Genomic DNA, 24,085 nt, shown 5'->3' with positions numbered 1-24,085 from the left:
GACCGAGGGGTCGGCAGAATCGACGCGGCCGCAGGCGCGGACCTGTGTGCCGCAGGGCCTTCGGGCGCTGTCGTGGCTCGGGAAGGGCCGTGCATGATCCGTACCAGGTCGTTGCCCGCAGATGGCTCCCGGCTCCGCCGACTGGCCCCGCTCGGCCTTCCCGCCGCGTGGGGTGCCGTGGCCGTGGCGTGGAGGTTCGGCTGTCCGCTGGCCCGGCAGCCGGGGCTGCCCATGCGGATCGCCACCAGCGTCGTCTTCGTCACCGTGGGCTTCGGCATGGTGCTGGGCATGCGACGGGGGCTCGTGCGGGAACTGGACCGGGTCCGGGCCGTCGCGGCCGCCACCCAGCGGGTCCTGCTGCGCCCGCCGCCGGCCCGGCTCGACGGTCTCGCGCTGGCCGCCGGGCAGCTGTCCGCCTCCCGGGGCGCGTCCGTCGGCGGCGACCTGTACGAGGCGGTGGCCACCCCCTACGGGGTGCGGATCGTCATCGGGGACGTCCGGGGCCATGGGCTCGCCGCGCTCGGCGCGGTGGTCGCGGTGCTCGGCAGCTTCCGCGAGGCCGCCCACGACGAGCCCGAACTCGCCGGGGTGCTGCGGCGGTTGGAGCGGGCCCTGGAGCGTCATCTGCGGGAGCGGGCGCGGGACGAGCACCCGGCGCGGGCGGGGGCGGACCCCGAGCACCCGGCGGCGGAGGAGTTCGTCACCCTGCTGCTCCTGGAGGTCCGCGCCGACGGGCGTCTCGCCGTCCTCAACTGCGGCCACCCCGGCCCGTACCGCCTCGGACACCGGGTGGAGCGGCTCCCGGTCGGGGACCCGCTGCCCCCGCTCGGGGTGCTGCCGCTGCCCGCCGCGATCGTGCCGTACGCGGCGGCCCGGCTGCTGCCCGGCGAGACGCTGGTCTTGCACACCGACGGCGCGGAGGAGGCGCGTGACCGGCGGGGCCGGTTCTTCGCGCTGGACGCGGCCCTGGCCGCGATGCCCGGGGAGGCGCCCGCCGCCGTGGTCCGCCGGGTCCACGAGGAGCTGCTGCACCACACGGGCGGCCGGCCCGCCGACGACATCGCGCTGCTCGTCGTACGCAACGACCGTGTCCGGGTACCGGCGCAGCCCGCCGAACCCGGGCTGCGCCGTCCCCGGCCCGCCCCCTCCTCGCACTGCTGAGCGGAGGGGGCCGGGACCGGCGCCGCCCGCCCCGCCACGGAGTGTCGGGCAGATCAGCGGGGCGGACGGCGCGGACCGGGCGGCCGCACTGTACGAGGGGGAGCCGGCGGCCCGGTCGTCGCCTTGCGGCGAGAAGCACAGTCAACCGGGGCCGGGACGAGCGTGGCAGAGTACGCGGACCGGGAGAACGGGTACTTCGTTCACACCCCGTGCGAAATCGGCCACCGCTACGCTGAGCCCACCGAGCGAGCGGAGCGGCCATGCGAGCCACCGGAGCGGCCATGCAGCCCAACACCCTGCTCGACGCCCTGCTCGACGAGGCGGGCGTCTCGAACGCGGGCCTGGCCGCCCATGTGAACCGGGCGGGCCGGGCCCGGGGCCTCGCCCTGCGGTACGAACACACCGCCGTGGCACGCTGGTTGAAGGGCCAGCGGCCGCGAGGCCAGGTGCCGGACCTGATCTGCGAGGTGCTGGCCGCCCGGCTGCACCGGCAGGTGACCCTGGACGACATCGGCCTCGGGGTGCCGGGCGGCCCGCCCGCGGCGGCCGGTTCGCCGCTCTCCGTCTTCGTGGAGCGGGCGGCCGCGCTGTGGCGTTCCGACGAGCAGCAGCGGCCGCACATGGTCGCCGCGGCCGCCGTGACCGGCACCCCGGCGGTGATGCCCGTGTGGGAGTGGGAGAACCCGCCGGAGGACGTGGACGTCTCCCGTACGGGCCGGACGACGGTCTCGGCGGCCGACATCACCGTCCTGATCGCCGCCCGGTCGCACTACGAGCAGATGTACCGCAGGGCCGGCGGCATCGCGACCCGGGCCCGGATCGTCGGCTTCCTCAACGCCCAGACCGCGCCGCTGCTCAGGGGCGCGTACGGCGACGCGCTGGGGCGGCGTCTGCACCGGGCGACCGGCGGGCTGGTCGCGGTGGCCGGGATCTGCGCGTACGACGCCGACGCGCACGGGCTGGCCCAGCGCTACTTCCACCAGGCGCTGCGGCTCGCGAAGGCGAGCGGGGACCGGGGGTTCGGCGCGTATGTGATCGCGCTCCTGGTCAACCAGTCCCTGTTCCTGGGGGAGTACCGGCAGGCGGTGGCGTTCGCGGAGGCGGCGCTGCGGGCGGCGGGACGGCGGATCACCCCGGCGCTGGCCGCCGACCTGACGGCGATGCAGGCGAAGGCGTACGCGCATCTGGGCGACGGGGCGGCCGCGTTGGCCTGCATCGGGCGGGCCGAGGCGGCGGCGGAGCGGATCAGCCCGGGGGAGGAGCCGGTCGAGACCGGTTACGTCCAGCCGGGGCTCGTCAACGTCCAGGTCGCGGAGGCCCTCCTCGGTCTGGGTGAACTCGCGGCGGCCCACGAGCACGCGTCGGCGGCGGTCGGGATGCCCTCGCACGACCGGGGCCGGGTGCACCGGCTCGCCATGCTGTGCCAGATCGAACTGCGGCAGGGAGAGGCCGACGGGGCGGCGCGCACGGCGGTGGAGATGACGGAGCAGGCGCGGGGGATGGATTCGCGGCGGGTGCGGGACCGGCTGACGCAGGTCCGGGAGCATCTCCTCGCGAGCGGCGGCGGGGACGCCCGGGAGGCCGCCGCCCTCATCGACGGCGCGCTGCGCGTTCCCCTGTGAGCCGTCAACTGCTGCGATATTGCCACCAAACAAGCACCGACCGATCGGAAGGTGGCAAGAACGTGCAGTGGACGAAACTGAGTGAACGCTCCGTCTATGAGAACCGCTGGTTCCGGGTGAACCTCGCGGACGTCGAACTCCCGGACGGCCGCCACCTCGACCACTATCTGATCCGGCTCCGCCCGGTCGCCGTCGCGACGGCCGTCAACGAGGCCGACGAAGTCCTGATGCTCTGGCGCCACCGCTTCATCACCGACAGCTGGGGCTGGGAGCTGGCCGCCGGCGTCGTCGAGGACGGCGAGGACATCGAGGCCGCCGCCGCCCGCGAGATGGAGGAGGAGACCGGCTGGCGGCCGGGGCCGCTGCGCCATCTCCTCACCGTCGAACCCTCGAACGGCCTCACCGACGCCCGCCACCACCTCTACTGGGCGGAACGGGCCACCTACACAGGGCCGCCCGAGGACGCGTTCGAGTCCTCGCGGCGGGCCTGGATCCCGCTGAAACAGATCCCCGACATGATCGCCCGGGGCGAGATCCCGGCGGCCAACATGGCGGCCGGACTGCTGATGCTCCACCATCTGCGCCTCGGCTGAGACGGGGAGCGGGATGTGCCGGACGGCCCGTACCTGTGCGGGGATGCGGGCCGTCCGGCCGGAGTTCGGCGTCAGGGGTCGGACGCCGGACTCCGTGTCTGGGGGTGCCGGTCGTTCAGGAGTACGGGTAGAAGCCCGAGCCCGTCTTCCGGCCCAGCCGACCCGCGTCCACCATGCGCTGGAGCAGCGGGGGAGCGGCGTACAGCGGCTCCTTGAACTCGGAGTACATCGAGTCGGCGATCGACGCGATCGTGTCCAGGCCGATCAGGTCGGAGAGCTTCAGCGGGCCCATCGGGTGGGCGCAGCCGAACTCCATGCCGTTGTCGATGTCCTCGCGGCTCGCGATGCCCGACTCGAACATCCGGATCGCCGAGAGGAGGTACGGCACGAGCAGCGCGTTGACCACGAAGCCGGAGCGGTCCTGGGCGCGGATCGCGTGCTTGCCGAGGACCTTCTCCGCGAAGGCCTGCGCCCGGCTGATCGTGCCCTCGGAGGTGGTGAGGGCCGGGATCAGCTCGACGAGCTTCTGCACCGGGGCCGGGTTGAAGAAGTGGATGCCGATGACCTGGTCGGGGCGGGAGGTCGCCACCGCCAGCTTCACCAGCGGGATGGAGGAGGTGTTCGAGGCCAGGATGGCGTCCGGCCGGGTGATCACCTGGTCGAGGACCTGGAAGATCTCGGTCTTGACCTGCTCGTTCTCCACGACCGCCTCGATGACGAGGTCGCGGTCGGCGAACTCGCCCAGGTCGGTGGTGAAGCTGAGGCGGGCGAGCGTCGCGTCCCGCTCCTCCTCGCTGATCTTGCCGCGTTCGGCGGCCTTCGCCAGCGAGTTGTAGAGCCGTGCGCGGCCGATCTCCAGCGCCTCGCCGGTGGTCTCGGCGACCTTCACCTCAAGCCCGCTCCGGGCACACACCTCTGCGATGCCTGCGCCCATCTGGCCGCAGCCCACCACTCCGACGCGCTCAATGTCGGCCATGGAGTCCGTCACCTCGTGCCTTTCGCTCTTCTCCGTCGGCGGAGCGCCCGTGTGATTCCGGGTGCGTCCGTCTCTACCCCCACGACGTTACCGCTCATTAACCGATGATCGATCGTCTGGGGCGGGCATGCTGTCCGGGTGCGTGTGACGTATCCGACAGAGGAGGGGTACAAGTGCGGCCTATCGGCAGAAGAGGGTTCGTGGCCGGTGTCGGCGGAGCGGCGCTCGCCGTGACGGGAACGACAGGAGCCTCGGTGGCCGGTGCCCCGCCGCCGGCACGGCGGAAGCCGTACCGGAAGCGGGAATTCCGTGGCATGTGGCTGGCGACGGTCGCCAACCGCGACTGGCCCTCCCGCGCCGGGCTGAGCGCCGAGCGGCAGCGCGAGGAGCTGCTCGGCCACCTGGACACGGCCGTCGAACGCCGGCTCAACACGGTGGTCCTCCAGGTCCGGCCGACCGCCGACGCCCTGTGGCCCTCGCCGTACGAGCCGTGGGCGCAGTACCTGACCGGCACGCAGGGCCGCGACCCCGGCTGGGACCCGCTGGGCACGGCGGTCGACGAGGCCCACGCCCGGGGGCTCGAACTGCACGCCTGGTTCAACCCGTACCGCGTGGCGAACCACACCGACCCGGGCCGGCTCGTCGCCGGCCATCCGGCCCGGCTTCACCCGGAATGGGTACTGCCCTACGGCGGGAAGCTCTACTACAACCCCGGACTGCCCGAGGTGAGGAGCTTCGTCCAGGACGCGATGCTGGACGCGCTGCGCCGCTACGACATCGACGCCGTGCACTGGGACGACTACTTCTATCCGTACCCGGTGGCCGGGCAGGTCTTCGCCGACGACGAGGCGTACGCGCGGTACGGCGGGGACTTCCCGGACAAGGCGTCCTGGCGGCGGAACAACACCGACCTGCTGGTCTCCGAGATGTCCGCCCGGATCAAGGAGATCAAGAAGCACACGGCGTTCGGCATCAGCCCGTTCGGGGTCTGGCGGAACATCGCCACCGACCCGGAGGGCTCCGACTCCCGCGCCGGGGTCCAGACGTACGACGACCTGTACGCCGACACCCGGAAGTGGATCAGGGAGGGCTGGATCGACCACGTGATCCCGCAGCTGTACTGGAACATCGGGCTGCCCGCCGCCGACTACGCCAAGCTGCTGCCCTGGTGGGACGCGGTGGTCCGGGACACCGGAGTCGGCCTCTACGTCGGCGAGGCGCTCTACAAGGCGGGCGACCCCGCCCAGCCCGCGGCCTGGCAGGACCCGCGGGAACTCTCACGCCACCTGGAGCTCGCCCGTGCGTACCCCTCGGTCGGCGGTCACTGCTTCTTCTCCGCGAAGGAGGTCGCCGCGGACCCGATCGGGGCGATGACCACCGTGGTGGCCGATCACTACCCGACCGGCGCCCGTCCGCCGAAGTAGGGAATCAGCCGGTCCCCGACTCCGGCCTGTGGCGTACGACGGTGTCGGGGCCCGGCGACATCAGGGCCTCGTGACCGTCGTCCTCGAACTTCACGCGGTACGGGGGAGTGCCGTTCTCCCCCAGTACCTGAAGGACCTTGGCCGTGCGGTCGTGGTGACCGACGGTCCGGCCGTGTACCAGCAGCTTGTCGCCCACGCTCGCCTGCATCGGGGTGACCTCCTCGCGACCGGGCTCTTCCTGTTCTGTACTGCGCAGGGCCTCCTTCTGCCATTGTGGCCCGTTCGGCCCCGATTCGTCGCGTCAGCTCTTCGCCCGCTGGGTGACGGCGATGCAGACCAGGACCGCCACCGCGGCGACCGGGGCGGCCAGCGGCAGGGTCTCGCCGAGCAGGAAGACCGACCAGAAGAGGGTGAGGAGCGGCTGGGCGAGCTGGAGCTGGCTGGCCCTGGGGATGCCGATCGCGGCCATGCCCCGGTACCAGACGTACAGGCCGAAGAAGGTGGAGCCGGCGGCGACCCAGGCGAGGCCGATGATTCCGTGCGCGGTCAGGCGGACCGGCTCGATCGACAGCGCGACGGCCGAGGCGACGGACATCAGCGGCAGGCAGAGGACCAGGGCCCAGCCGATGACCTGCCAGCCCGGCATGAGCGCGGCGAGCCGGCCGCCCTCGGTGTAGCCGGCCGCGCACACGAGCAGCGCCCCGAAGAGGTACAGGTCGCCCGTGGAGACCGCGCCACCGCTCTGCTGGAGCGTGAAGCCCAGCACCACGACGGCGCCGGAGACGGCCGCGATCCAGAACGTACGGGACGGCCGCCGCCCGGTCCGCACGGCGGCGACGGTCGCGGTGGTGAGCGGCAGGAGGCCCACGACGACGGCGGCGTGCGAGGTGGTGGAGGTCTGCAGGGCCAGCGTGGTCAGGAGCGGGAAGCCGATGACGACGCCGCAGGCGACCACCGCGAGGCCCGCCCAGTGACGGCGCTCGGGCAGCGGCACCCGGCCCGCGAGGAGGAAGACGCAGGCGATGAGCGCGGCGAGGGTGGAGCGCACGGCCACCAGCGACCAGGGGCCGAAGCTCTCCAGGCCCCAGACGGTCGACGGGAAGGTGAGCGAGAAGGCGACCACGCCGAGACCGGCGAGCAGCGTGCCGCTCGTCCCGGGGGCGGCGGTGGCGCGGGCGGACCCGGTGGGCGGAGACCCCGGCCGCGGGGATCCGGTGACGGTGACCGCTATCGTCGTCGGGGTAGTAGCGCTATCGTGTGCTCTCATGCACGAGCGTAGCAGCGTCGCGGAACTGGCGAAATCCCTGAAGGCCGAGCTCGACCGCTACTCTCCCGGTGGGAAGCTGCCGTCGAGTCGGGCGCTCGTCGAGCGCTACCACGTCTCCCCGGTCACCGTCGCCCGAGCCCTCGCCCAGCTCGCCGCCGAAGGGCTCGTCGTCACCCGCCCCGGCGCCGGCGCCTTCCGCGCCGCACCGCGCACCCCCACCCCCGTCGTCGGTGACACCTCCTGGCAGGAGGTCGCCCTCAGCGCCGACACCGCCACCGAACTCGTCCCCCGGGCCGTCGACGCCTCCGGCGTCCTCGTCACCCTCTCCGCGCCCCCGCCCGGCGTGATCGAGTTCAACGGCGGCTACCTCCACCCCTCCCTCCAGCCCGAGAGCGCCCTCGCCGCCGCCCTCGCCCGGGCCGGCCGCCGCCCCGGCGCCTGGGGCAGACCGCCCACCGACGGCCTTCCCGAACTGCGCGCGTGGTTCGCCCGCGAGCTCGGCGGCAGCGTCACCGCCGCCGAGATCCTCGTCACCGCCGGCGGCCAGTCCGCGATCAGCACCGCGCTGCGCGCCCTCGCCCCGCCCGGCACCCCCGTCCTCGTCGAGTCGCCCACCTATCCCGGCATGCTCGCCGTCGCCCGCGCCGCCGGACTCCGCCCCGTCCCCGTGCCGACCGACACCGACGGGGTGCGCCCCGAACTCCTCGAAGCCGCCTTCCGCGCCACCGGCGCCCGCGTCTTCGTCTGCCAGCCGCTCTTCCAGAACCCCACCGGCACCGCGCTGCGCCCCGAGCGCCGCCGGGAGATCGTCCGCATCGCCCGCGCCGCCGGGGCCTTCGTCGTCGAGGACGACTTCGCCCGCCGCCTCGTCCACGAGGACGCGGGCCCGCTCCCCGCGCCGCTCGTCGCCGACGACCCCGACGGCGTCGTCGTCCACATCCACTCCCTCACCAAGATCACCTCGGCGAGCCTCCGCGTCGGCGCCCTCGCCGCCCGCGGGCCCGTCCTGGAACGACTGCGCGCCATCCAGGTCGTCGACAGCTTCTTCGTCCCCCGGCCCCTCCAGGAGGCCGCGCTCGAACTCGTCGGCTCCCCGGCCTGGCCCCGCCACCTCCGCGCCGTCGCCCAGGAGCTCAAGAACCGCCGGGACGTCATGACCGCGGCCCTCACCCGTCACCTCCCCGAACTCGCCCTGCCGTACATCCCCTCCGGCGGCTACCACCTCTGGCTGCGCCTCCCCGACACCCTCCCCGAGGCCTCCCTCCTCACCGCCGGCCTGCGCGCCGGGGTCGCCGCCGCCCCCGGCCGCCCCTACTTCTGCGCAGAGCCCCCCGCCGGCCACATCCGGCTGAGTTTCGCGGGTGTCGCCGGCCCCACGGAGATCGCCGAGGGCGTGCGGCGCCTGCGGACGGCGGTGGACGAGCTCACCGGCTGACCCCGGCGGCGGGGCCGCACCGCGTCCGGGTGCGGCCCCGCCCCGTCCCCGGCCCGGGGCAAATTCGCCTGACAAGCCCCGCCCGCCCCTGGAAGCCTTCGCCCATGAGCGACAGCGCCACCCCCGACACCCCCGGCACCCCTGTCATGCACGGGGCGTACGAGATCTCAGCCGACCCCGCCCGCGTCGACGCCGCCCGCGTCCACCACTGGCTCTCCACCGACTCCTACTGGGCGCTCGGCCGACCTCGGGAGAAGCAGGACCGCGCCATCGCGGGCTCGCTGAACCTCGGCGCCTACCACCGGGAGACCGGCGAGATGAGCGCCTACGCGCGCGTCGTCACCGACTACGCCACCTTCGCCTGGCTCTGCGACGTCTACGTCGACCGCCCGGCCCGCGGCACCGGCCTCGGCACCGCGCTCGTCACCGCCGTCCGCGACCACCTGGCGCCGTACGGACTGCGCCGCATCATGCTCGCCACCGCCGACGCGCACGGCGTGTACGAGAAGGTCGGTTTCACGCCACTGCAGAATCCGGACAAGTGGATGTCTCTCGGGCAGCAGTGAACCCCACCCCCTCGGACCCCGCCACATGACCCCTTGACCAGCAGGGTCACCGGCCTCACGATCGCGGCCATGAGTCTTCGGGTGACGCTCGTCACGGCGGCACGCAGCTCCTCCCTGCTCGCCGAACGCTTCGACGACGACCGGCCGCTCGACGAGGCCGGCTGGTACGAGGTGCAGCAGGCCGCGCCCGCGCTCATCCCGCTCGGCGCGGCCGAACTGCGCTACTGCTCCCCGACCCCGCGCAGCCGCGCCACCGGCACCGCCCTCGGCTACGCCCCGCTCGCCCAGCCCGCGCTGCGCGACTGCGACATGGGCCGCTGGCGGGGCCTGACCCTCGCCGAGGTCGCCGCCCTCGAACCGGCCGCCGTCGACGCCTGGCTCACCGACGCCCGCACGGCCCCGCACGGCGGCGAACCGCTCCTCGCCTTCATCGCCCGGATAGGGAACTGGCTCGACACCCGCCCCGCCGAGGACGGCTCCATCGTCGCCGTCGCCGAACCCTCCGTCGTACGCGCCGCCCTCGTGTACGCCCTCAAGGCCCCGCCCGCCACCTACTGGAACGTCGACGTCCGCCCCCTCTCCACCCTCACCCTCACCGGCCGCCCCGGCCTCTGGCACCTCCACCTCACCGCCGCCCTGTGCTGACGGCTCCCCGGTCGCGCGCGAAGGTGGGGAACCGGGCCCCCGACCGGCTAGCCTGAGAGCACGATGAACCGTTTGAGCACGTCATGGGGCGCCTTCACGCTGACCCGATTCCCCGAGGACCCGCGCGACCAGCTCCGCGCCTGGGACGCGTCCGACGAGTACCTCCTCGAGCACCTCGCCGAGGCCGGGACCGATCTCTCCGGCAGCGTCGCCGTCCTCGGCGACCGCTGGGGAGCCCTCGTCACCGCGCTCCAGGCCGCGGGACCCCGCGAACTCGTCCAGATCACCGACTCGTACCTCGGCGAGCAGGCGACCCGGGCCAACCTCGCGCGCGCCGGAGCCGCCCCGGACGCCGTCCGGCTGCTCACCACCCAGGACCCGCCGCCCGAGCGGATCGACGTGCTCCTCGTCCGCGTCCCCAAGAGCCTCGCGCTCCTGGAGGACCAACTGCACCGGCTCGCCCCCGCCGTGCACGAGGACACCGTGATCGTCGGCACGGGCATGGTCAAGGACATCCACACCTCCACGCTCAAGCTCTTCGAGCGGATCCTCGGCCCCACCCGCACCTCGCTCGCGGTGAAGAAGGCCCGGCTCATCCACACCACCCCCGACCCGGCCCTCGAGCCCGGGCCGAACCCGTGGCCCTACACGTACGACCTCCCGGCCGACACCCCCGCGCCCGGTCTCCCCGGACTGCCCGTCGTCAACCACGCCGGCGTCTTCTGCGCCGACCGCCTCGACATCGGCACCCGCTTCTTCCTCGCGAACCTCCCCGGCGGTCTCGGCCGCGCCCGCGTCGCCGACCTCGGCTGCGGCAACGGCGTCGTCGGCCTCGCCATCGCCCTCCACGAACCCGACGCGGAACTCGTCTTCACCGACGAGTCGTACCAGGCGGTCGCCTCGGCCCGGGAGAACTTCCGCGCCCACGTGGGCACGGACCGCAAGGCCGAGTTCCTCGTCGGCGACGGCCTCACCGAACTCGCCCCCGGCTCGGTGGACCTCGTCCTCAACAACCCGCCGTTCCACAGCCATCAGGCCACCACCGACCGCACCGCCCGCCGCATGTTCACGGACGCGCGGCGCGCCCTGCGGCCCGGCGGCGAACTGTGGGTCATCGGCAACCGCCACCTCGGCTACCACGTCACGCTCCGCCGCATCTTCGGCAACAGCGATCTCGTCGCGAGCGACCGGAAGTTCGTGGTCCTGCGGGCGGTCCGCAGGGACTAGGGCCCACCCGGCGGACCAGGGGCGGACCGGCCCCGGTCATATGCTCCAGGAGCGGGAGCACAGGACGAGCCGGTACCCGTCCGGGTCGGCGACGGTGACCCCGTACTCGTCCCCGTACGGATGGTGCGAGGGCACCCGGGTCCCGCCGGCGGCGAGCGGCCGCTCCACCTGCTCCTCCTCGGCGGGCGCGCCGAGGTGGACGACGAACAGGTCCTCGACGGTCGGCGTGGGCTCCACCGGGTGCTCGGGATCGAAGGCCGGCTCGAAGTGCCGGCCCCCGCCCCGGGGGCCGACCGTGAGCAGGTCGTGCCTCCCGGGCACCCGCTCGGTGCTCCGCCACCGCACTTCGAGGCCGAGCCCGTCGACGTAGAACCGCTCGGCGGCGGCGAGATCCCGCGAAGGGCGGGCGACCCGTACGTGGGTCTGCGCATCGATGATCATGTCTCAAGGCCAGGACGCCAGGTGGCGGTGTTCCTCGGGGATCACCCCTTCCCGCCCCGGACTTGACCCTGACACGCGGGGCAGGGGCCAGGGCCGGGAGATCCGGGACGCGGACGGGGCGCCGGGCCGACGACGAGCGTCAGCAGTCGGGGAAGGCCAGGTCGAGCGCGCGTACCCGGTCCTCCCCGGTGGTGAGGGAGAGGGTGACGATCCGCTCCCGGCGCAGCGTGGCCGCGAACGCCGAGACCGGCCGGCCGGCCGCGAAGCCGACCGCGCCCACGGCCCCGTCGACCAGCGCCGGCCGGCACGCCTCCGCCCTCCGGGCGAAGGCGGCGGCCGTCTCGGCGACCGCGGCGACCCCGTGGACCGGTCCACCCTCGGAGTACGCGACGACGCCCGGGTCGAGGACGGCCACCAGCGCGCGGACGTCACCCGCGCGTGCGGCCGCCAGGAACCGGGCCACCACCACCCGCTGCCGTTCCCGCTCGCCCTCGGTACGGGACACCCCGCCGCCCCGGATCCGCTCCCGGGCCCGCCGGGCCAGCCGCGCCGCCGCCTCGGGGGAGCCGCCGAGGATCCGGGCGGTCTCGGGCGCCGGCAGCCCGAACACGTCGTGCAGGACATAGGCGAGCCGCTCCTCGCCCCCGAGCCTCTCCAGCATCACGAGCAACGCCAGCCACAGGGACTCGACCCCCTCGTGCTTCTCGGCGTCATCGCACCCCTCGACCCCATCGCACCCCTCGGTGCCGTCGCGCCCATTGCGCCCATCGCGCCCATCGCGCCCGTCTAGCCCATTGCGCCCGCCGACCCCGCCGACTCCGTCGACCCCTCCGCCCCCACCACCTCCGTCGGCCGACGTGACGAGGCGCCCGAGCGCCCCGTCACCCCGCCCCGGCCCCCACGCGTGGGTCCTCCGCTCCTGGACCTTCCGCACGCATGCCTGGCCCACGGCCGCCGTCAGCCAGGCGCGTACCGTCGCGCCCTCGTCCTGTCCGAGGCCAGCCCGGGCCGCCGCGAGCGCCTCCTCGGCCTCCGCAGGCGACCCCGTGATCCGCAGGGCGACGGCCCGCAACCGGTCCTCGTGGGCGTCGAAACGCCCGGTCAGGGCGGTCAGAAACGTGTCGTCGTGCATGGCGCCTCACTCCTCGTCGGTTCCGTCACCGCGTTGACGCGAGGACCCGCCGGGATGTGACAGCGACCGTCCGGGGAGCTCGCGGGATCAGCGCCGTACGAGCTCCCGCGCCACGCCCCGCTTCGCCTCGGCGAGGTCCGCGTCGACCTCGGCCGCCCGCGCCGCGTCCAGGACGATCAGGGCCCCGCCCGGGGTGCCCCGCGTCAGCCGCCGGTGCCGCAGATGGGTGGGCGGGTGCGTCGAGTCCACCTGGTGACCGCGGCGCTCCGCGACCCGGCGCAGCCGCTCGTACTCGCGCTCCGGAACCGATGCCGCGTGCGCGGCGAGCCGCTCCCACAGGCCCTCGGCCGGATCCTCGCGGCGCGCCGCGCCGCCGATCCGGGTCCGGGCCGCCACGGACTCCCGGCGGAGCGCGCCGGCGACGGACTCGCCGATGAGGAGCCGGTCCATCAGCCCGGCCGCCGCCTCCGCACCCGCGGTGCGGGCGGCGGTCGAGTCGGCGAGGTACTCGGCGCGCTGCGACTGGCGCAGGGTCAGGTGTTCGAGCAGGACGAGCAGGCCGTCGACGAGCAGCCGGGGCAGGGCGGTCGCCAGGTTCGCGAAGTGCTCGACCAGGGTGTGGGCGGGCGCCGGGGCCAGCGTGTAGCGCCAGGTGCCGAGGGACTGGAAGGCGCCGCCGACGAGCAGGGAGTGGCGGGTGTCCCCGTGGGCGTAGTGCCCGAACTCGTGGCCGAGGAGGGCGATCCGCTCCTGCGGGGACAGGGCCTCCCAGAGGCCGAGGCCGATGTGGAGCACGCGGTGCCGCCGGATGCCGTACGTGCTGACCGAGGCGTTGAACTCGGCGTCGATCACCACGGCCCGTACGCCCGCCGTGCCGACCGTCCCGGCGACCTCGTCGAGCAGGGCGAAGAGCCGGGGCGCGTCCGCCGGGCGCAGGACCGTCCGGTGGCCCTCGTCCTTCGGGAGGCGGCTGAACCGGGGCCGGAGCACGACGGCGAGGGCGATCAGGAAGCCCCCGAGCACGGGCAGGGCGCCCCTGCCCCAGCAGCCGACGAGCAGCCACAGTCCGCCGGCGAGCAGGGCGACGGTCACGCCGTGGACCGTCACCGCGAGCGCCGCCGCGAACCAGCCGGCCACCCCGCGCCGGGCCCCCGTCCGGGCACCGTCCGCCGCCGCCCCGGGCTCGGCCCCGGCGGCCGGGTCCGCGAGGTCGGCGAGGAGCTGCTCCCCGTACTGCTGCGCGAGGCGCCGCCGTACGCGCTCGATCCGTCCCGGAGACTCCTCGTCCCGCACCTCGGGGTCCACGTTCCAGTCGCACGCGGTGCACCAGGTGACGTACTGCCCGCCCTCGGCCACGGGCTCCCCGCACTCGGGGCAGTCCCTCTCCGCCGTCCGGGCCGCGTGTGCCGTCTCCGTCATTCCGTACTCCCCACCCCGGGCGCGCTCCGACGGCGCGCCCCCTTCCGTTCCGGGCAGACGCTAGCGGGGCCGCCGCGGTCGTCGTGAACCGCTTCGACCAGCGAAAAGGCCGGTCCGACACAAAGGTGTCGAACCGGCCTTCCCCGGTCGTGGCGCCGTGCGTCAGTCCGTGCCGAACTCCATCGCGGCCCGGTCCAGCATCTCCTCGTCCTCGGAGACCTCGCCGCGGGAGGCGATGGCCTCGGCGCCGCCCTCGGGCATCTGCGGCATGGTGCCGATCAGCCCGGTCGCGGCCGCCTGGGCGGCACCGATGGCGGGGCTGCCGGTGCCGATCAGGCCGAGGCCCGCGTACTGCTCCAGCTTGGCGCGGGAGTCGGCGATGTCCAGGTTGCGCATGGTGAGCTGGCCGATCCGGTCCACCGGGCCGAAGGCCGAGTCCTCGGTGCGCTCCATGGACAGCTTGTCCGGGTGGTAGCTGAACGCCGGGCCCGTGGTGTCGAGGATCGAGTAGTCCTCGCCGCGCCGCAGCCGCAGCGTCACCTCGCCGGTGACGGCCGCGCCGACCCAGCGCTGGAGCGACTCGCGGACCATGAGGGCCTGCGGGTCCAGCCACCGGCCCTCGTACATGAGGCGGCCGAGGCGGCGGCCCTCGTTGTGGTACTGGGCGAGGGTGTCCTCGTTGTGGATCGCGTTGACCAGGCGCTCGTAGGCGGCGTGCAGCAGCGCCATGCCGGGGGCCTCGTAGATGCCTCGGCTCTTGGCCTCGATGATCCGGTTCTCGATCTGGTCGGACATGCCCATGCCGTGGCGGCCGCCGATGGCGTTCGCCTCCATGACCAGGTCGACGGGGGAGTGGAACTCCTTGCCGTTGATCGTCACGGGGCGGCCCTGCTCGAAGCCGATCGTGACGTCCTCGGTGGCGATCTCGACCGACGGGTCCCAGAACTTCACGCCCATGATCGGGTCGACGGTCTCGACGCCCGTGTTCAGGTGCTCCAGGGTCTTGGCCTCGTGCGTGGCGCCCCAGATGTTGGCGTCGGTGGAGTACGCCTTCTCGGTGCTGTCCCGGTAGGGGAGGTCGTGGGCGAGCAGCCACTCCGACATCTCCTTGCGGCCGCCGAGCTCGGTCACGAAGTCCGCGTCCAGCCAGGGCTTGTAGATCCGCAGGTGCGGGTTGGCGAGCAGGCCGTAGCGGTAGAACCGCTCGATGTCGTTGCCCTTGAAGGTCGAGCCGTCGCCCCAGATCTGGACGTTGTCCTCCAGCATCGCGCGGACCAGCAGGGTGCCGGTGACGGCGCGGCCGAGCGGGGTGGTGTTGAAGTAGGCGCGGCCGCCCGAGCGGATGTGGAACGCGCCGCAGGTGAGCGCGGCGAGGCCTTCCTCGACCAGCGCGGCGCGGCAGTCGACCAGGCGCGCGATCTCGGCACCGTAGGTCTTCGCGCGGCCGGGCACCGAGGCGATGTCGGGCTCGTCGTACTGGCCGATGTCGGCGGTGTAGGTGCAGGGGATGGCGCCCTTGTCGCGCATCCATGCGACCGCGACGGACGTGTCGAGGCCGCCGGAGAAGGCGATGCCGACGCGCTCGCCGGCGGGCAGGGAGGTGAGGACCTTGGACATGGGAAGATTATGCATGAACTCGCATGGTCATGCAAAGGGTGGTTCTTCCGGAGGCGCTCGAAGACTTACGAAGCCGCTCGGGCCCGGGGCATGGAGCCGCTCGGGCCCCGGGCAGAGGGCCGCTCAGGTCCCCGGGCGGGGGCCGCTCGGGTCCCAGGCAGGGGAGCCGCTCAGGCCCCCAGGTCGGGAACGCCCGCCCGGTCCAGCAGCGCCCGCATCTCCGAGACCGGCAGCGCCCGGTTGCAGGCCGCCATCGACCCCACACTCGGATCCTCCAGCAGTTCCACGATCCTGGCCACCGGAAGCCGTGGGTCGCAGGCGGCCGTGCCCCGCACCCACCCCGCCGGGTCCCGGCTCAGCCGCTCGACGAGCGCGGGCGTCGCCCCCGGATCGCGCAGAGCCAGCATCCGGGCCTCCCACTCCGGCGCGTCCGCGAACCGCGCCGCGAGACCCGCCGCCGGGAACCGCGGCCGGGAGGTCAGGGAGGCGGTGGCCCGGTGGGTGCCGTTCAGGTACAGGTCGAGCAGCAGCTCGGGCGGCGCCACCGGGTGGCACTCGGCGAGCAGCAGCCGTACGGCGAAGTCCGTGTCGGCCGCCAGCAGCTCCACGCAGTCCTCGGGCAGCTCCCGGCACACCGCGGCGCTGCGCCGCAGCCAGGTGTGCGCCGACCTCGCGCAACGCCGCAGGACGTCCGGGTCCTCGCGGGCGTCCCACACCCACCGCAGGGTGTCGAGCCGGTCCTCGGGCCCGACCTCCCAGTCGATCGCGGCCCGCTCCTCCTCCGACAGCTCGGGGCGGGCGGAGACCGCGAGCCGCACGGCGGGGTCCTCGTGCGCCGCGAGGCCCGCCGCCAGATCGGCGGGGAAGGCCGGGTTGCGCACGAGCTGCGCGAGCCGCGTCCCCCCGGCGAGGAGGCGCTCGGCGAGGGCGCGCCCGAGCCGGCCCCGCTCCAGCACGTCCCCGAGCCGCCAGTCGTCCGCGAAGGCTTCGACGAGCTCGGCCGTACGCTCCTCGTCCTCGTGCATGACCTGCATGGACGCGGCCGTCCGTACCGCCGGGTCCGCGTCCGCGAGGAGCGCGGCACGCACCTCGTCGGAGAGATCGCCCCAGACGCGCCGGCAGGCGGCCCGCCGGAACAGCGGGTCCTCGTGACCGGCGAGCGGCACCAGCACGTGCGCCGGCACGCTGGCCGATTCGACGGTCTCGTACCGGACCACGTCGCGCTCGTGGGTCAGCAGCCGCTCGTACGCCCGGTCGGGCAGGGGTGGCGCCACGGCCCGGTAGGGCTCAGGGCCGATGGCGACCAGGATGGCGTCCGACGCCGGGCCGTCGAGGAGACGGGCGCGCAGCTCGGGGTCGGCCGCCACGCTCTCCGCGAGCAGGCCCCGTACCCGGCGCTCCGGATGGTGGAGCATGGCCTCGGCCACGCTGTCGGGCAGCGACGCGCGCAAGGACAGCCGCCGCGCGATCCAGTCGTCGCCGTCGTACAGTGCGAGGACCCGCAGCAGTACGTCGGCCGGAGCCGCCGGATTGCTCGCAAGCCCGTCCACCGCGTGATGTGCCGCCATGAGTTCCCCCGTTCATCGTTCCCCGTACGTCCCACGGGAGCGTACGGCTGTGCGGCGTGGTCTGGTGCGGCCCGCCCCGGAGCGGCCGGCTGCCGTGGTGGCACGAGCGGTGCCGGCGTTCGCAGGCCGCGTCCGAGCGGTCGGCGGGAGCCGAGAGCTCGGCGAGGGCGCGGAGGCGGGTCAAGCCGGCGAGGACCTCGTCGCGGCGGTCCGCGGACTTCGTCCAGGGCGGCAGCCGGGCGAACATCGCCATCGACGGGGAGGAGTGGCGGTGGCGCAGCCGCGCGCCCACGTACGCGGCGAGCGCGTCGACGTGCTCCTCGTCGTAGGCCCAGAGGATCCGCCCCGCGCAGCGGGTCTGGAGCCGGAGCGGCTGCAGGAAGAAGGGATCCACCGCCCCGTCGCCCGCCGAGCCGACCGGACCGGTGCATCGCTGCTCGGTCGTCCACTCGGCGACGGCCCCGTAGCCGCAGGTGAGGCGACGGGCCGGGAGAGCAGGGTGTTGAGGCACTTCGGTGCGGGGAGGCCGGGCCGGGGCGCGACGAGCGCACGGCCGCCGCACTTCGGGCAGACGACGAGCATCCGCCCGATGAACCGGAGGAGGTAGGTGCCGTGGTCGTGGTGGCGGACGGGTCCGGAGTGCGCGGGCTCGGAACGCATGGGGGACACCCTGTCAGGCCGTACGTCGACGGACGACCGGATATCGGGAGCGCTGAACGCCGGACGCGCCGACCGGCACATCGTTGCATAAAAGTTCGGCGACACGTATAGTCATGCCATCCATGAGGAGGGTTTCGATGACGGTACGAGTAGCAGTGGCGGGTGCGAGCGGATACGCGGGCGGAGAGCTCCTGCGTCTCCTCGTCGCCCACCCCCACGTGGAGATCGGGACGCTGACCGGCCACTCCAACGCCGGCCAGCGACTCGGAGCCCTCCAGCCCCACCTGCTCCCGCTCGCCGACCGCGTCCTCGCGCCCACCACCGCCGAGGAGCTCACCGGACACGACGTGGTCTTCCTCGCGCTGCCGCACGGCCAGTCCGCCGCCGTCGCCGAGCAGCTCGGGCCCGACGTCCTCGTCGTCGACATGGGAGCCGACTTCCGCCTCGTGGACCCGGCCGACTGGGAGACGTACTACGGCTCCCCGCACGCCGGGACCTGGCCCTACGGCCTCCCCGAACTGCCGGGTGCCCGCGCCGCGTTGGAGGGGTCCAAGCGCGTCGCGGTCCCCGGCTGCTACCCGACGGCCGTCTCGCTCGCCCTCTTCCCGGCGTACGCGGCCCGTCTCGCCGAGCCCGAGGCCGTCATCGTCGCCGCCTCCGGCACCTCCGGCGCCGGCAAGGCCGCCAAGCCGCACCTGCTCGGCAGCGAGGTCATGGGCAACATGTCCCCGTACGGCGTCGGCGGCGGCCACCGCCACACGCCCGAGATGATCCAGAACCTCAGCGGACCGGCGGGGGAGCGGGTCACCGTCTCCTTCACGCCCACCCTGGCCCCGATGCCCCGCGGCATCCTCGCCACCTGCACCGCCACCGCGAAGCCCGGCGTCACCGCCGAGACCGTGCGCGCCGCGTACGAGAAGGCCTACGCGGACGAGCCCTTCGTCCACCTGCTCCCCGAGGGGCAGTGGCCCGCCACGGCGTCCGTCTACGGTTCCAACGCCGTTCAGGTGCAGGTCGCGTACGACGCCAACGCGAACCGGATCATCGCCATCAGCGCCATCGACAACCTCACCAAGGGCACCGCCGGCGGCGCGGTCCAGAGCATGAACATCGCCCTCGGTCTCCCCGAGACCACCGGACTTTCCACGATTGGAGTCGCTCCGTGAGCGTCACCGCAGCGCAGGGATTCACGGCGGCGGGCATCGCCGCCGGGATCAAGGCGAACGGCAACCCGGACCTGGCCCTCGTGGTCAACACCGGGCCCCGCCGCGCCGCCGCGGGAGTCTTCACCTCCAACCGCGTCAAGGCCGCGCCCGTCCTCTGGTCCCAGCAGGTCCTCGCCGACGGCGAGCTGACCGCCGTCGTCCTCAACTCCGGCGGCGCCAACGCCTGCACCGGCCCGCAGGGATTCCAGGACACCCACGCCACCGCCGAGAAGGTCGCCGAGGTCCTGGAGATCGGCGCGGGCGAGGTCGCCGTCGCCTCCACCGGCCTCATCGGCGTCCTGCTCCCCATGGACAAACTGCTCCCGGGCGTCGAGGCGGCCGCCGCCGAACTCTCCGAGCACGGCGGCGAGAAGGCCGCCATCGCCATCAAGACCACCGACACCGTCCACAAGACCGCCGTGGTCACCCAGGACGGCTGGACGGTCGGCGGCATGGCCAAGGGCGCGGGCATGCTCGCCCCCGGCCTCGCCACCATGCTCGTCGTCCTCACCACCGACGCCGACGTCGACGCCAAGGGCCTCGACGCCGCCCTGCGCAGCGCCACCCGGCTCACCTTCGACCGGGTCGACTCCGACGGCTGCATGTCCACCAACGACACCGTCCTCCTCCTCGCCTCCGGCGCCTCCGGCGCCACCCCCGCGCAGGACGAGTTCGCCGAGGCCGTACGGACCGTCTGCGACGACCTCGCCCGCCAGCTCATCGGCGACGCCGAGGGCGCCAGCAAGGACATCCGCATCGAGGTGATCAACGCCGCGACCGAGGACGACGCCGTCGAGGTGGGCCGCTCCATCGCCCGCAACAACCTCCTCAAGTGCGCCATCCACGGCGAGGACCCCAACTGGGGCCGGGTGCTCTCCGCCATCGGCACCACGAAGGCCGCCTTCGAGCCCGACCGGCTGAACGTCGCCATCAACGGCGTCTGGGTCTGCAGGAACGGCTCCGTCGGCGAGGACCGCGACCTCGTCGACATGCGCTACCGGGAGGTCGTCATCACCGCCGACCTCGCCGCCGGCACCGAGTCCGCCGTCATCTGGGCGAACGACCTCACCGCCGACTACGTCCACGAGAACAGCGCGTACTCGTCATGAGCAACACCGCGCGGAAACACACCGCCCTCCCGAAGGCGCAGACCCTCATCGAAGCCCTGCCCTGGCTCACCCGCCACCACGGCAAGACCGTCGTCGTCAAGTTCGGCGGCAACGCCATGATCGACGAGGACCTCAAGGCCGCCTTCGCCCAGGACATCGTCTTCCTGCACCACGCCGGCCTCAAGCCGGTCGTCGTGCACGGCGGCGGCCCCCAGATCAACGCCGCCCTCGACCAGGCCGGCCTGGTCAGCGAGTTCAAGGCGGGTCTGCGGGTCACCACCCCCGAGGCGATGGACGTCGTCCGGATGGTCCTCGCGGGCCAGGTCCAGCGCGAGCTCGTCGGCCTGCTCAACCAGCACGGCCCGCTCGCCGTCGGTCTCACCGGCGAGGACGCCCACACCATGACCGCCACCAAGCACCAGCCGGTGATAAACGGCGAGACGATCGACATCGGCCGCGTCGGCGAGATCACCGCCATCGACACCGGCGCCATCAAGGCGCTCCTGGAGGACGGCCGGATCCCGGTCATCTCCTCCATCGCCCGCTCCCAGGACGACGGACATGTCTACAACGTCAATGCTGATACGGCGGCTGCGGCACTCGCTGCGGCGCTGGGCGCCGAGACCCTGATGGTCCTGACCGACGTCGAGGGCCTCTACGAGGACTGGCCGAACAGCGACGAGGTCATCAGCAGGCTCACCGCGAGCCAGCTGGAGAAGCTGCTGCCCGAGCTCTCCAGCGGCATGGTCCCCAAGATGGAGGGCTGCCTGCACGCCGTACGGAACGGGGTCACCACGGCCCGCGTCATCGACGGCCGGGTCCAGCACTCGATCCTGCTGGAGATCTTCACCGACGAGGGCATCGGCACGATGGTCGTGCCGGACGCCCGGGGCGCTCAGAACGATCAGGGGGAGAAATGACCGGCAACGGCAACACGGAGCTGACCCAGCGGTGGCAGGGCTCCCTCATGAACAACTACGGCACCCCCCGGCTGCCGCTCGTCCGCGGTGAGGGCGCCAAGGTCTGGGACGCCGACGGCAAGGAGTACCTGGACTTCGTCGGCGGCATCGCCGTCAACGCCCTCGGCCACGCCCACCCGGCGGTCGTCGAGGCCGTGTCGCAGCAGATCGCGTCCCTCGGCCACGTCTCCAACCTCTTCGTCGCCGAGCCGCCCGTCGCCCTCGCCGAGCGGCTCCTCGGCCTCTTCGGCCGCCCCGGCAAGGTCTTCTTCTGCAACTCGGGCGCCGAGGCCAACGAAGCCGCGTTCAAGATCGGCCGGCTCACCGGCCGCTCCCACATGGTCGCCACCGACGGCGGCTTCCACGGCCGGACCATGGGCTCCCTGGCGCTCACCGGCCAGCCCGGCAAGCAGACCCCCTTCCTGCCGCTCCCCGGCGACGTCACCCATGTGCCGTACGGGGACGTGGAGGCGCTGCGGGCCGCGGTCACCGAGGACACCGCCTTCGTCATCATCGAGCCCGTCCAGGGCGAGAACGGCGTCGTCGTCCCGCCCGCCGGCTACCTCAAGGCCGCCCGCGAGATCACCCGCGCCACCGGCACCCTCCTCGTCCTCGACGAGGTGCAGACCGGCATCGGCCGCTGCGGACACTGGTTCGAGCACCAGGCCCACGAGGGCGTCGACCCGGACGTCGTGACCCTCGCCAAGGGCCTCGGCGGCGGCCTGCCGCTCGGCGCGACCGTCGCCTTCGGCGAGGCCGCGGAGCTCTTCGCGCCCGGCCACCACGGCACCACCTTCGGCGGCAACCCGGTCGCCTGCGCCGCCGGACTCGCCGTCCTGGACACCCTCGCCGCCGACGCGGCCCTCGACCACGTGAAGGCGGTGGGGGAGCGGCTCCGGTCCGGAATCGAGGGTCTGGGCCACCCGTTGGTCTCCCACGTCCGTGGTGCGGGCCTCCTGCTGGGTATCGTGCTCACCGGGCCCCTCGCACCCCAGGTGCAGCAGGCGGCCCAGGACGCCGGCCTCCTGGTGAACGCGCCCGCCCCCGATGTCGTACGGATCATGCCTCCGCTGGTCCTCACCGACGCCGAGGCGGACGCCTTCCTCCGGGCGCTGCCGGGGGTCCTGGACGAGGCGAACGGGCAAGGACGAACCGGAGAATGAGACGACGATGACCGACGCGCAGGAGAACGAGCACGGCGGGCCGTCCGTTCCGCAGACCCGCACCGCACGCCACCGCAGGATCGTCGACATCCTCAACCGGCAGCCGGTGCGCTCGCAGAGCCAGCTCGCCAAGCTCCTCGCGGACGACGGGCTGAGCGTCACCCAGGCGACGCTCAGCCGCGACCTCGACGAGCTCGGCGCGGTGAAGATCCGCAACACCGGCGGCGAGCTGATCTACGCGGTGCCCAGCGAGGGCGGCTTCCGCACCCCGCAGGCGCCGCTCGGCGAGTCCGCCAAGGAGGAGCGCATGCGCCGCCTCTCCGGCGAACTGCTGATCTCCGCCGAGGCCTCCGCCAACCTGGTGGTGCTGCGGACCCCGCCGGGCGCCGCCCAGTTCCTCGCGTCGGCCATCGACCAGGCCGAACTCCACGCCATCCTCGGCACGATCGCGGGTGACGACACCCTGCTGCTCATCAGCCGCGACCCGGTCGGCGGCCAGGCGCTCGCCGACCACCTGCTGAAACTGGCCCAGAAGTAGCGGCGGAAACAGCTCAGTACCGCGTGATCGCCGTCGGACCGCCCCGCGTTCCGACGGCGATGTGCGGTCGGCGCGCGGGATCCGCCCAGGCGAGGACCGCGCGCATCGCGTCGGCCGGTACGGAGACGCAGCCGGCGGTCGCCCCGCGCCCGTCGACGTGCAGGAAGATCCCGGCCCCGCGCCCGCGTACCGGACGCTCGTAGGTGAAGCCGATGACGAGCGCGTACGCGTACGGGGTGCCGTACGAGGCGAGGTGCTCGGCCTCGGTCGCGCGGCAGTCCCCGGGCAGCCCCTCGACCCAGCGGTTGTACGCGCGCGCGTGGTTGTCCTGGCACCACCAGGACCGCTCGGTGACCCGGGCGTACGGGAAGCGGGTCCCGGCGGGCCTGGCCCGCACCCCGAAGGCGTACGGCAGCCGGTACAGCCCGGTGGGCGTGGTGGACGTGCCCTGCCGGCGCGAGGCGCCCTCGGCGAGCCCCTTCGCCCCGAACCGGGCGGGCGCGGACCCGGCCTCCACCCACCGCCCGCCCCGCCGGTCCCACCAGGTCAGCGTCCCCGTGGTGGCACCCGTGTCCGGGGCCTCGGCGGTGATGAGCTGCGAGCCCCCGCCGGTGTCGGCCATCCGCTCGGGCAGCGATGCGGGTGCGGGTGAGGGCGCGGCGCCCAGGGAGAGCAGGGCGGCGCCGAGGACGAGCAGAGTGCGCATGGCCGCGACGCCAGGACCGCACGGGACCCCCCGCCTCTCGTACGGGGCTATTCGGCGGGCAGCGGCGGCAGCGGGAGCGGCAGCGCGGGCAGTCCGTCGAGGCTGCTCGCGATGTGCTCCTTCCGCTCGCAGTACGCGTTGAACTCCTCGTCCGTCTTCCGGTTGAAGTACTCGGCGTGCAGCGACCGGTCCTCCTGGTACTCCATCAGCGGGACGGCGAACCCGCAGGCGTCGCTGACCCGCCGCGCGTGCACGAGGACGATCGCCCGCGCGCTGCCCTGCCCCTCGACGGCCTCGGCGGGGAACCGTGCGAACAGCTCGCCCCACCGCGGATCGTCCCGCAGCACGACCTCGCCGGTCCCGTGCACCCGCACGACGGTCGGCGGCCCGGAGAACGCGGTCCACATCAGGGTGATCCGCCCGTTCCCCGGCTCCCGCAGATGCGCGATCGTCTCGGCGCTGCTGCCGCCGAAGTCGACGTAGGCGAGGGTCAGTTCGTCGAGCACGACGAGCGTGCCCCGGCGGCCCTTGGGGGAGAGGTTGACGTGACCGTCACCGGAGAGGGGAGCGGTCGCGGCGAAGAAGACCGGCTGCTCCTCGATGAAGGCCCGAAGCCGCCCGTCGATGTGCTCGTATGTTTTTCCCATGGCCC

23 protein-coding genes are annotated in these 24,085 nt (G+C 73.6%); 13 read left to right on the top strand and 10 right to left on the bottom strand.

Annotation, left to right across the window (positions count from 1 at the left end; translation table 11 throughout):
• Positions 1-93: 93 nt before the first annotated feature.
• The 3 genes from ACFYUS_RS18065 (at position 94) to ACFYUS_RS18055 (ending at position 3,376) form a co-directional block, all read left to right on the top strand.
• Entirely contained in the window at positions 94-1,161 is a 1,068-nt protein-coding gene (locus ACFYUS_RS18065; protein ID WP_388852332.1) for a PP2C family protein-serine/threonine phosphatase, read from the top strand.
• Positions 1,162-1,442: 281 nt separating this feature from the next.
• A complete protein-coding gene (locus ACFYUS_RS18060; RefSeq protein WP_388853006.1) occupies positions 1,443-2,783 on the top strand; it encodes a transcriptional regulator in 1,341 nt (446 codons plus the stop codon).
• A gap of 62 nt (positions 2,784-2,845) precedes the next feature.
• A complete protein-coding gene (locus ACFYUS_RS18055; protein ID WP_388852330.1) occupies positions 2,846-3,376 on the top strand; it encodes an NUDIX hydrolase in 531 nt (176 codons plus the stop codon).
• Between the two features lie 115 nt (positions 3,377-3,491).
• On the opposite strand, the gene ACFYUS_RS18050 is transcribed toward ACFYUS_RS18055, so the two are convergent.
• Entirely contained in the window at positions 3,492-4,352 is an 861-nt protein-coding gene (locus tag ACFYUS_RS18050) for a 3-hydroxybutyryl-CoA dehydrogenase (protein ID WP_388852328.1), read from the bottom strand.
• A gap of 200 nt (positions 4,353-4,552) precedes the next feature.
• Here ACFYUS_RS18050 and ACFYUS_RS18045 point away from each other — a divergent pair, with 200 nt between their 5' ends.
• Positions 4,553-5,776, top strand: a complete 1,224-nt coding sequence (locus ACFYUS_RS18045) for a glycoside hydrolase family 10 protein (RefSeq protein WP_388852325.1) — start codon at positions 4,553-4,555, stop codon at positions 5,774-5,776.
• Between the two features lie 4 nt (positions 5,777-5,780).
• Here ACFYUS_RS18045 and ACFYUS_RS18040 read toward each other — a convergent pair whose 3' ends face one another.
• Together ACFYUS_RS18040 and ACFYUS_RS18035 are read right to left on the bottom strand one after the other, a co-directional pair.
• Complete coding sequence (locus tag ACFYUS_RS18040; RefSeq protein WP_388852322.1) at positions 5,781-5,984, bottom strand: DUF1918 domain-containing protein; 204 nt, start codon at positions 5,982-5,984, stop codon at positions 5,781-5,783.
• A gap of 93 nt (positions 5,985-6,077) precedes the next feature.
• Positions 6,078-7,043 carry a DMT family transporter gene (locus ACFYUS_RS18035; RefSeq protein WP_388852319.1) on the bottom strand — a complete coding sequence of 322 codons (966 nt, stop codon included), beginning with the start codon at positions 7,041-7,043 and terminating at the stop codon, positions 6,078-6,080.
• On the opposite strand from ACFYUS_RS18035, the gene ACFYUS_RS18030 reads away from it, so the two are divergent.
• The 4 genes from ACFYUS_RS18030 to ACFYUS_RS18015 all read left to right on the top strand — a co-directional run bounded on the left by ACFYUS_RS18030 (position 7,042) and on the right by ACFYUS_RS18015 (position 10,916).
• Positions 7,042-8,478 carry a PLP-dependent aminotransferase family protein gene (locus ACFYUS_RS18030; protein ID WP_388852316.1) on the top strand — a complete coding sequence of 479 codons (1,437 nt, stop codon included), beginning with the start codon at positions 7,042-7,044 and terminating at the stop codon, positions 8,476-8,478. The genes ACFYUS_RS18035 and ACFYUS_RS18030 overlap by 2 nt on opposite strands.
• Positions 8,479-8,582: 104 nt before the next feature.
• A complete protein-coding gene (locus ACFYUS_RS18025) occupies positions 8,583-9,044 on the top strand; it encodes a GNAT family N-acetyltransferase (protein WP_388852313.1) in 462 nt (153 codons plus the stop codon).
• A gap of 69 nt (positions 9,045-9,113) precedes the next feature.
• Positions 9,114-9,689, top strand: coding sequence for a histidine phosphatase family protein (locus ACFYUS_RS18020; protein ID WP_388852310.1), 576 nt, complete (start codon positions 9,114-9,116; stop codon positions 9,687-9,689).
• A gap of 63 nt (positions 9,690-9,752) precedes the next feature.
• The gene (locus ACFYUS_RS18015; protein WP_388852307.1) at positions 9,753-10,916 is read left to right on the top strand and encodes a methyltransferase; all 1,164 of its coding nucleotides are present in this window, start codon (positions 9,753-9,755) and stop codon (positions 10,914-10,916) included.
• 36 nt (positions 10,917-10,952) lie between these two features.
• Here ACFYUS_RS18015 and ACFYUS_RS18010 read toward each other — a convergent pair whose 3' ends face one another.
• The 5 genes from ACFYUS_RS18010 to ACFYUS_RS17990 all read right to left on the bottom strand — a co-directional run bounded on the left by ACFYUS_RS18010 (position 10,953) and on the right by ACFYUS_RS17990 (position 17,093).
• The gene (locus tag ACFYUS_RS18010; RefSeq protein WP_388852304.1) at positions 10,953-11,357 is read right to left on the bottom strand and encodes a VOC family protein; all 405 of its coding nucleotides are present in this window, start codon (positions 11,355-11,357) and stop codon (positions 10,953-10,955) included.
• A 139-nt stretch (positions 11,358-11,496) separates the two neighbouring features.
• Complete coding sequence (locus ACFYUS_RS18005; RefSeq protein WP_388852301.1) at positions 11,497-12,489, bottom strand: sigma factor-like helix-turn-helix DNA-binding protein; 993 nt, start codon at positions 12,487-12,489, stop codon at positions 11,497-11,499.
• Between the two features lie 87 nt (positions 12,490-12,576).
• The gene (locus ACFYUS_RS18000; RefSeq protein ID WP_388852298.1) at positions 12,577-13,908 is read right to left on the bottom strand and encodes a M48 family metallopeptidase; all 1,332 of its coding nucleotides are present in this window, start codon (positions 13,906-13,908) and stop codon (positions 12,577-12,579) included.
• Between the two features lie 162 nt (positions 13,909-14,070).
• A complete protein-coding gene (argG, locus tag ACFYUS_RS17995) occupies positions 14,071-15,525 on the bottom strand; it encodes an argininosuccinate synthase (RefSeq protein WP_388852295.1) in 1,455 nt (484 codons plus the stop codon).
• A 170-nt stretch (positions 15,526-15,695) separates the two neighbouring features.
• A complete protein-coding gene (locus ACFYUS_RS17990; protein ID WP_388852292.1) occupies positions 15,696-17,093 on the bottom strand; it encodes a hypothetical protein in 1,398 nt (465 codons plus the stop codon).
• A 797-nt stretch (positions 17,094-17,890) separates the two neighbouring features.
• Between ACFYUS_RS17990 and argC the strand changes: the two genes are divergently transcribed.
• The 5 genes from argC to ACFYUS_RS17965 are packed head-to-tail and all read left to right on the top strand — an operon-like array spanning position 17,891 to position 22,727.
• Positions 17,891-18,919 carry an N-acetyl-gamma-glutamyl-phosphate reductase gene (argC, locus tag ACFYUS_RS17985; RefSeq protein ID WP_388852289.1) on the top strand — a complete coding sequence of 343 codons (1,029 nt, stop codon included), beginning with the start codon at positions 17,891-17,893 and terminating at the stop codon, positions 18,917-18,919.
• Positions 18,916-20,067 carry a bifunctional glutamate N-acetyltransferase/amino-acid acetyltransferase ArgJ gene (gene argJ, locus ACFYUS_RS17980; protein ID WP_388852286.1) on the top strand — a complete coding sequence of 384 codons (1,152 nt, stop codon included), beginning with the start codon at positions 18,916-18,918 and terminating at the stop codon, positions 20,065-20,067. Before argC ends, argJ begins: the two co-directional genes overlap by 4 nt.
• Positions 20,064-20,987: an acetylglutamate kinase gene (gene argB / locus ACFYUS_RS17975; RefSeq protein ID WP_388852283.1), complete on the top strand. Its 924-nt coding sequence runs from the start codon at positions 20,064-20,066 to the stop codon at positions 20,985-20,987. Before argJ ends, argB begins: the two co-directional genes overlap by 4 nt.
• Positions 20,984-22,189, top strand: coding sequence for an acetylornithine transaminase (locus tag ACFYUS_RS17970; RefSeq protein WP_388852280.1), 1,206 nt, complete (start codon positions 20,984-20,986; stop codon positions 22,187-22,189). Before argB ends, ACFYUS_RS17970 begins: the two co-directional genes overlap by 4 nt.
• A gap of 7 nt (positions 22,190-22,196) precedes the next feature.
• Positions 22,197-22,727 (top strand): arginine repressor, encoded by a 531-nt coding sequence (locus ACFYUS_RS17965; protein ID WP_030214728.1) that lies wholly within the window; start codon positions 22,197-22,199, stop codon positions 22,725-22,727.
• 13 nt (positions 22,728-22,740) lie between these two features.
• Here the strand turns inward: ACFYUS_RS17965 and ACFYUS_RS17960 are convergent, their stop codons facing one another.
• Positions 22,741-23,433, bottom strand: a complete 693-nt coding sequence (locus ACFYUS_RS17960; RefSeq protein WP_388852277.1) for a L,D-transpeptidase — start codon at positions 23,431-23,433, stop codon at positions 22,741-22,743.
• 47 nt (positions 23,434-23,480) lie between these two features.
• Positions 23,481-24,080: a pyridoxamine 5'-phosphate oxidase family protein gene (locus ACFYUS_RS17955; RefSeq protein WP_388852274.1), complete on the bottom strand. Its 600-nt coding sequence runs from the start codon at positions 24,078-24,080 to the stop codon at positions 23,481-23,483.
• Positions 24,081-24,085: the final 5 nt, after the last annotated feature.

The organism is Streptomyces sp. NPDC004284, assembly GCF_042874035.1.
Lineage (GTDB): Bacteria > Actinomycetota > Actinomycetes > Streptomycetales > Streptomycetaceae > Streptomyces.
The sequence above is the reverse complement of the archived record's forward strand: the minus strand, read 5'-3'. Positions and strand labels throughout refer to the sequence as shown.

Coding starts and splice junctions, on each gene's coding strand:
- ACFYUS_RS18065 (WP_388852332.1), top strand. CDS start 94: ATGATCCGTACCAGGTCGTTGCCCGCAGATGGCTCCCGGCTCCGCCGA.
- ACFYUS_RS18060 (WP_388853006.1), top strand. CDS start 1,443: ATGCAGCCCAACACCCTGCTCGACGCCCTGCTCGACGAGGCGGGCGTC.
- ACFYUS_RS18050 (WP_388852328.1), bottom strand. CDS start 4,352: ATGGCCGACATTGAGCGCGTCGGAGTGGTGGGCTGCGGCCAGATGGGC.
- ACFYUS_RS18040 (WP_388852322.1), bottom strand. CDS start 5,984: ATGCAGGCGAGCGTGGGCGACAAGCTGCTGGTACACGGCCGGACCGTC.
- ACFYUS_RS18030 (WP_388852316.1), top strand. CDS start 7,042: ATGCACGAGCGTAGCAGCGTCGCGGAACTGGCGAAATCCCTGAAGGCC.
- ACFYUS_RS18035 (WP_388852319.1), bottom strand. CDS start 7,043: ATGAGAGCACACGATAGCGCTACTACCCCGACGACGATAGCGGTCACC.
- ACFYUS_RS18025 (WP_388852313.1), top strand. CDS start 8,583: ATGAGCGACAGCGCCACCCCCGACACCCCCGGCACCCCTGTCATGCAC.
- ACFYUS_RS18020 (WP_388852310.1), top strand. CDS start 9,114: ATGAGTCTTCGGGTGACGCTCGTCACGGCGGCACGCAGCTCCTCCCTG.
- ACFYUS_RS18015 (WP_388852307.1), top strand. CDS start 9,753: ATGAACCGTTTGAGCACGTCATGGGGCGCCTTCACGCTGACCCGATTC.
- ACFYUS_RS18010 (WP_388852304.1), bottom strand. CDS start 11,357: ATGATCATCGATGCGCAGACCCACGTACGGGTCGCCCGCCCTTCGCGG.
- ACFYUS_RS18005 (WP_388852301.1), bottom strand. CDS start 12,489: ATGCACGACGACACGTTTCTGACCGCCCTGACCGGGCGTTTCGACGCC.
- ACFYUS_RS18000 (WP_388852298.1), bottom strand. CDS start 13,908: ATGACGGAGACGGCACACGCGGCCCGGACGGCGGAGAGGGACTGCCCC.
- argG (WP_388852295.1), bottom strand. CDS start 15,525: ATGTCCAAGGTCCTCACCTCCCTGCCCGCCGGCGAGCGCGTCGGCATC.
- ACFYUS_RS17990 (WP_388852292.1), bottom strand. CDS start 17,093: ATGGCGGCACATCACGCGGTGGACGGGCTTGCGAGCAATCCGGCGGCT.
- argC (WP_388852289.1), top strand. CDS start 17,891: ATGACGGTACGAGTAGCAGTGGCGGGTGCGAGCGGATACGCGGGCGGA.
- argB (WP_388852283.1), top strand. CDS start 20,064: ATGAGCAACACCGCGCGGAAACACACCGCCCTCCCGAAGGCGCAGACC.
- ACFYUS_RS17970 (WP_388852280.1), top strand. CDS start 20,984: ATGACCGGCAACGGCAACACGGAGCTGACCCAGCGGTGGCAGGGCTCC.
- ACFYUS_RS17965 (WP_030214728.1), top strand. CDS start 22,197: ATGACCGACGCGCAGGAGAACGAGCACGGCGGGCCGTCCGTTCCGCAG.
- ACFYUS_RS17960 (WP_388852277.1), bottom strand. CDS start 23,433: ATGCGCACTCTGCTCGTCCTCGGCGCCGCCCTGCTCTCCCTGGGCGCC.
- ACFYUS_RS17955 (WP_388852274.1), bottom strand. CDS start 24,080: ATGGGAAAAACATACGAGCACATCGACGGGCGGCTTCGGGCCTTCATC.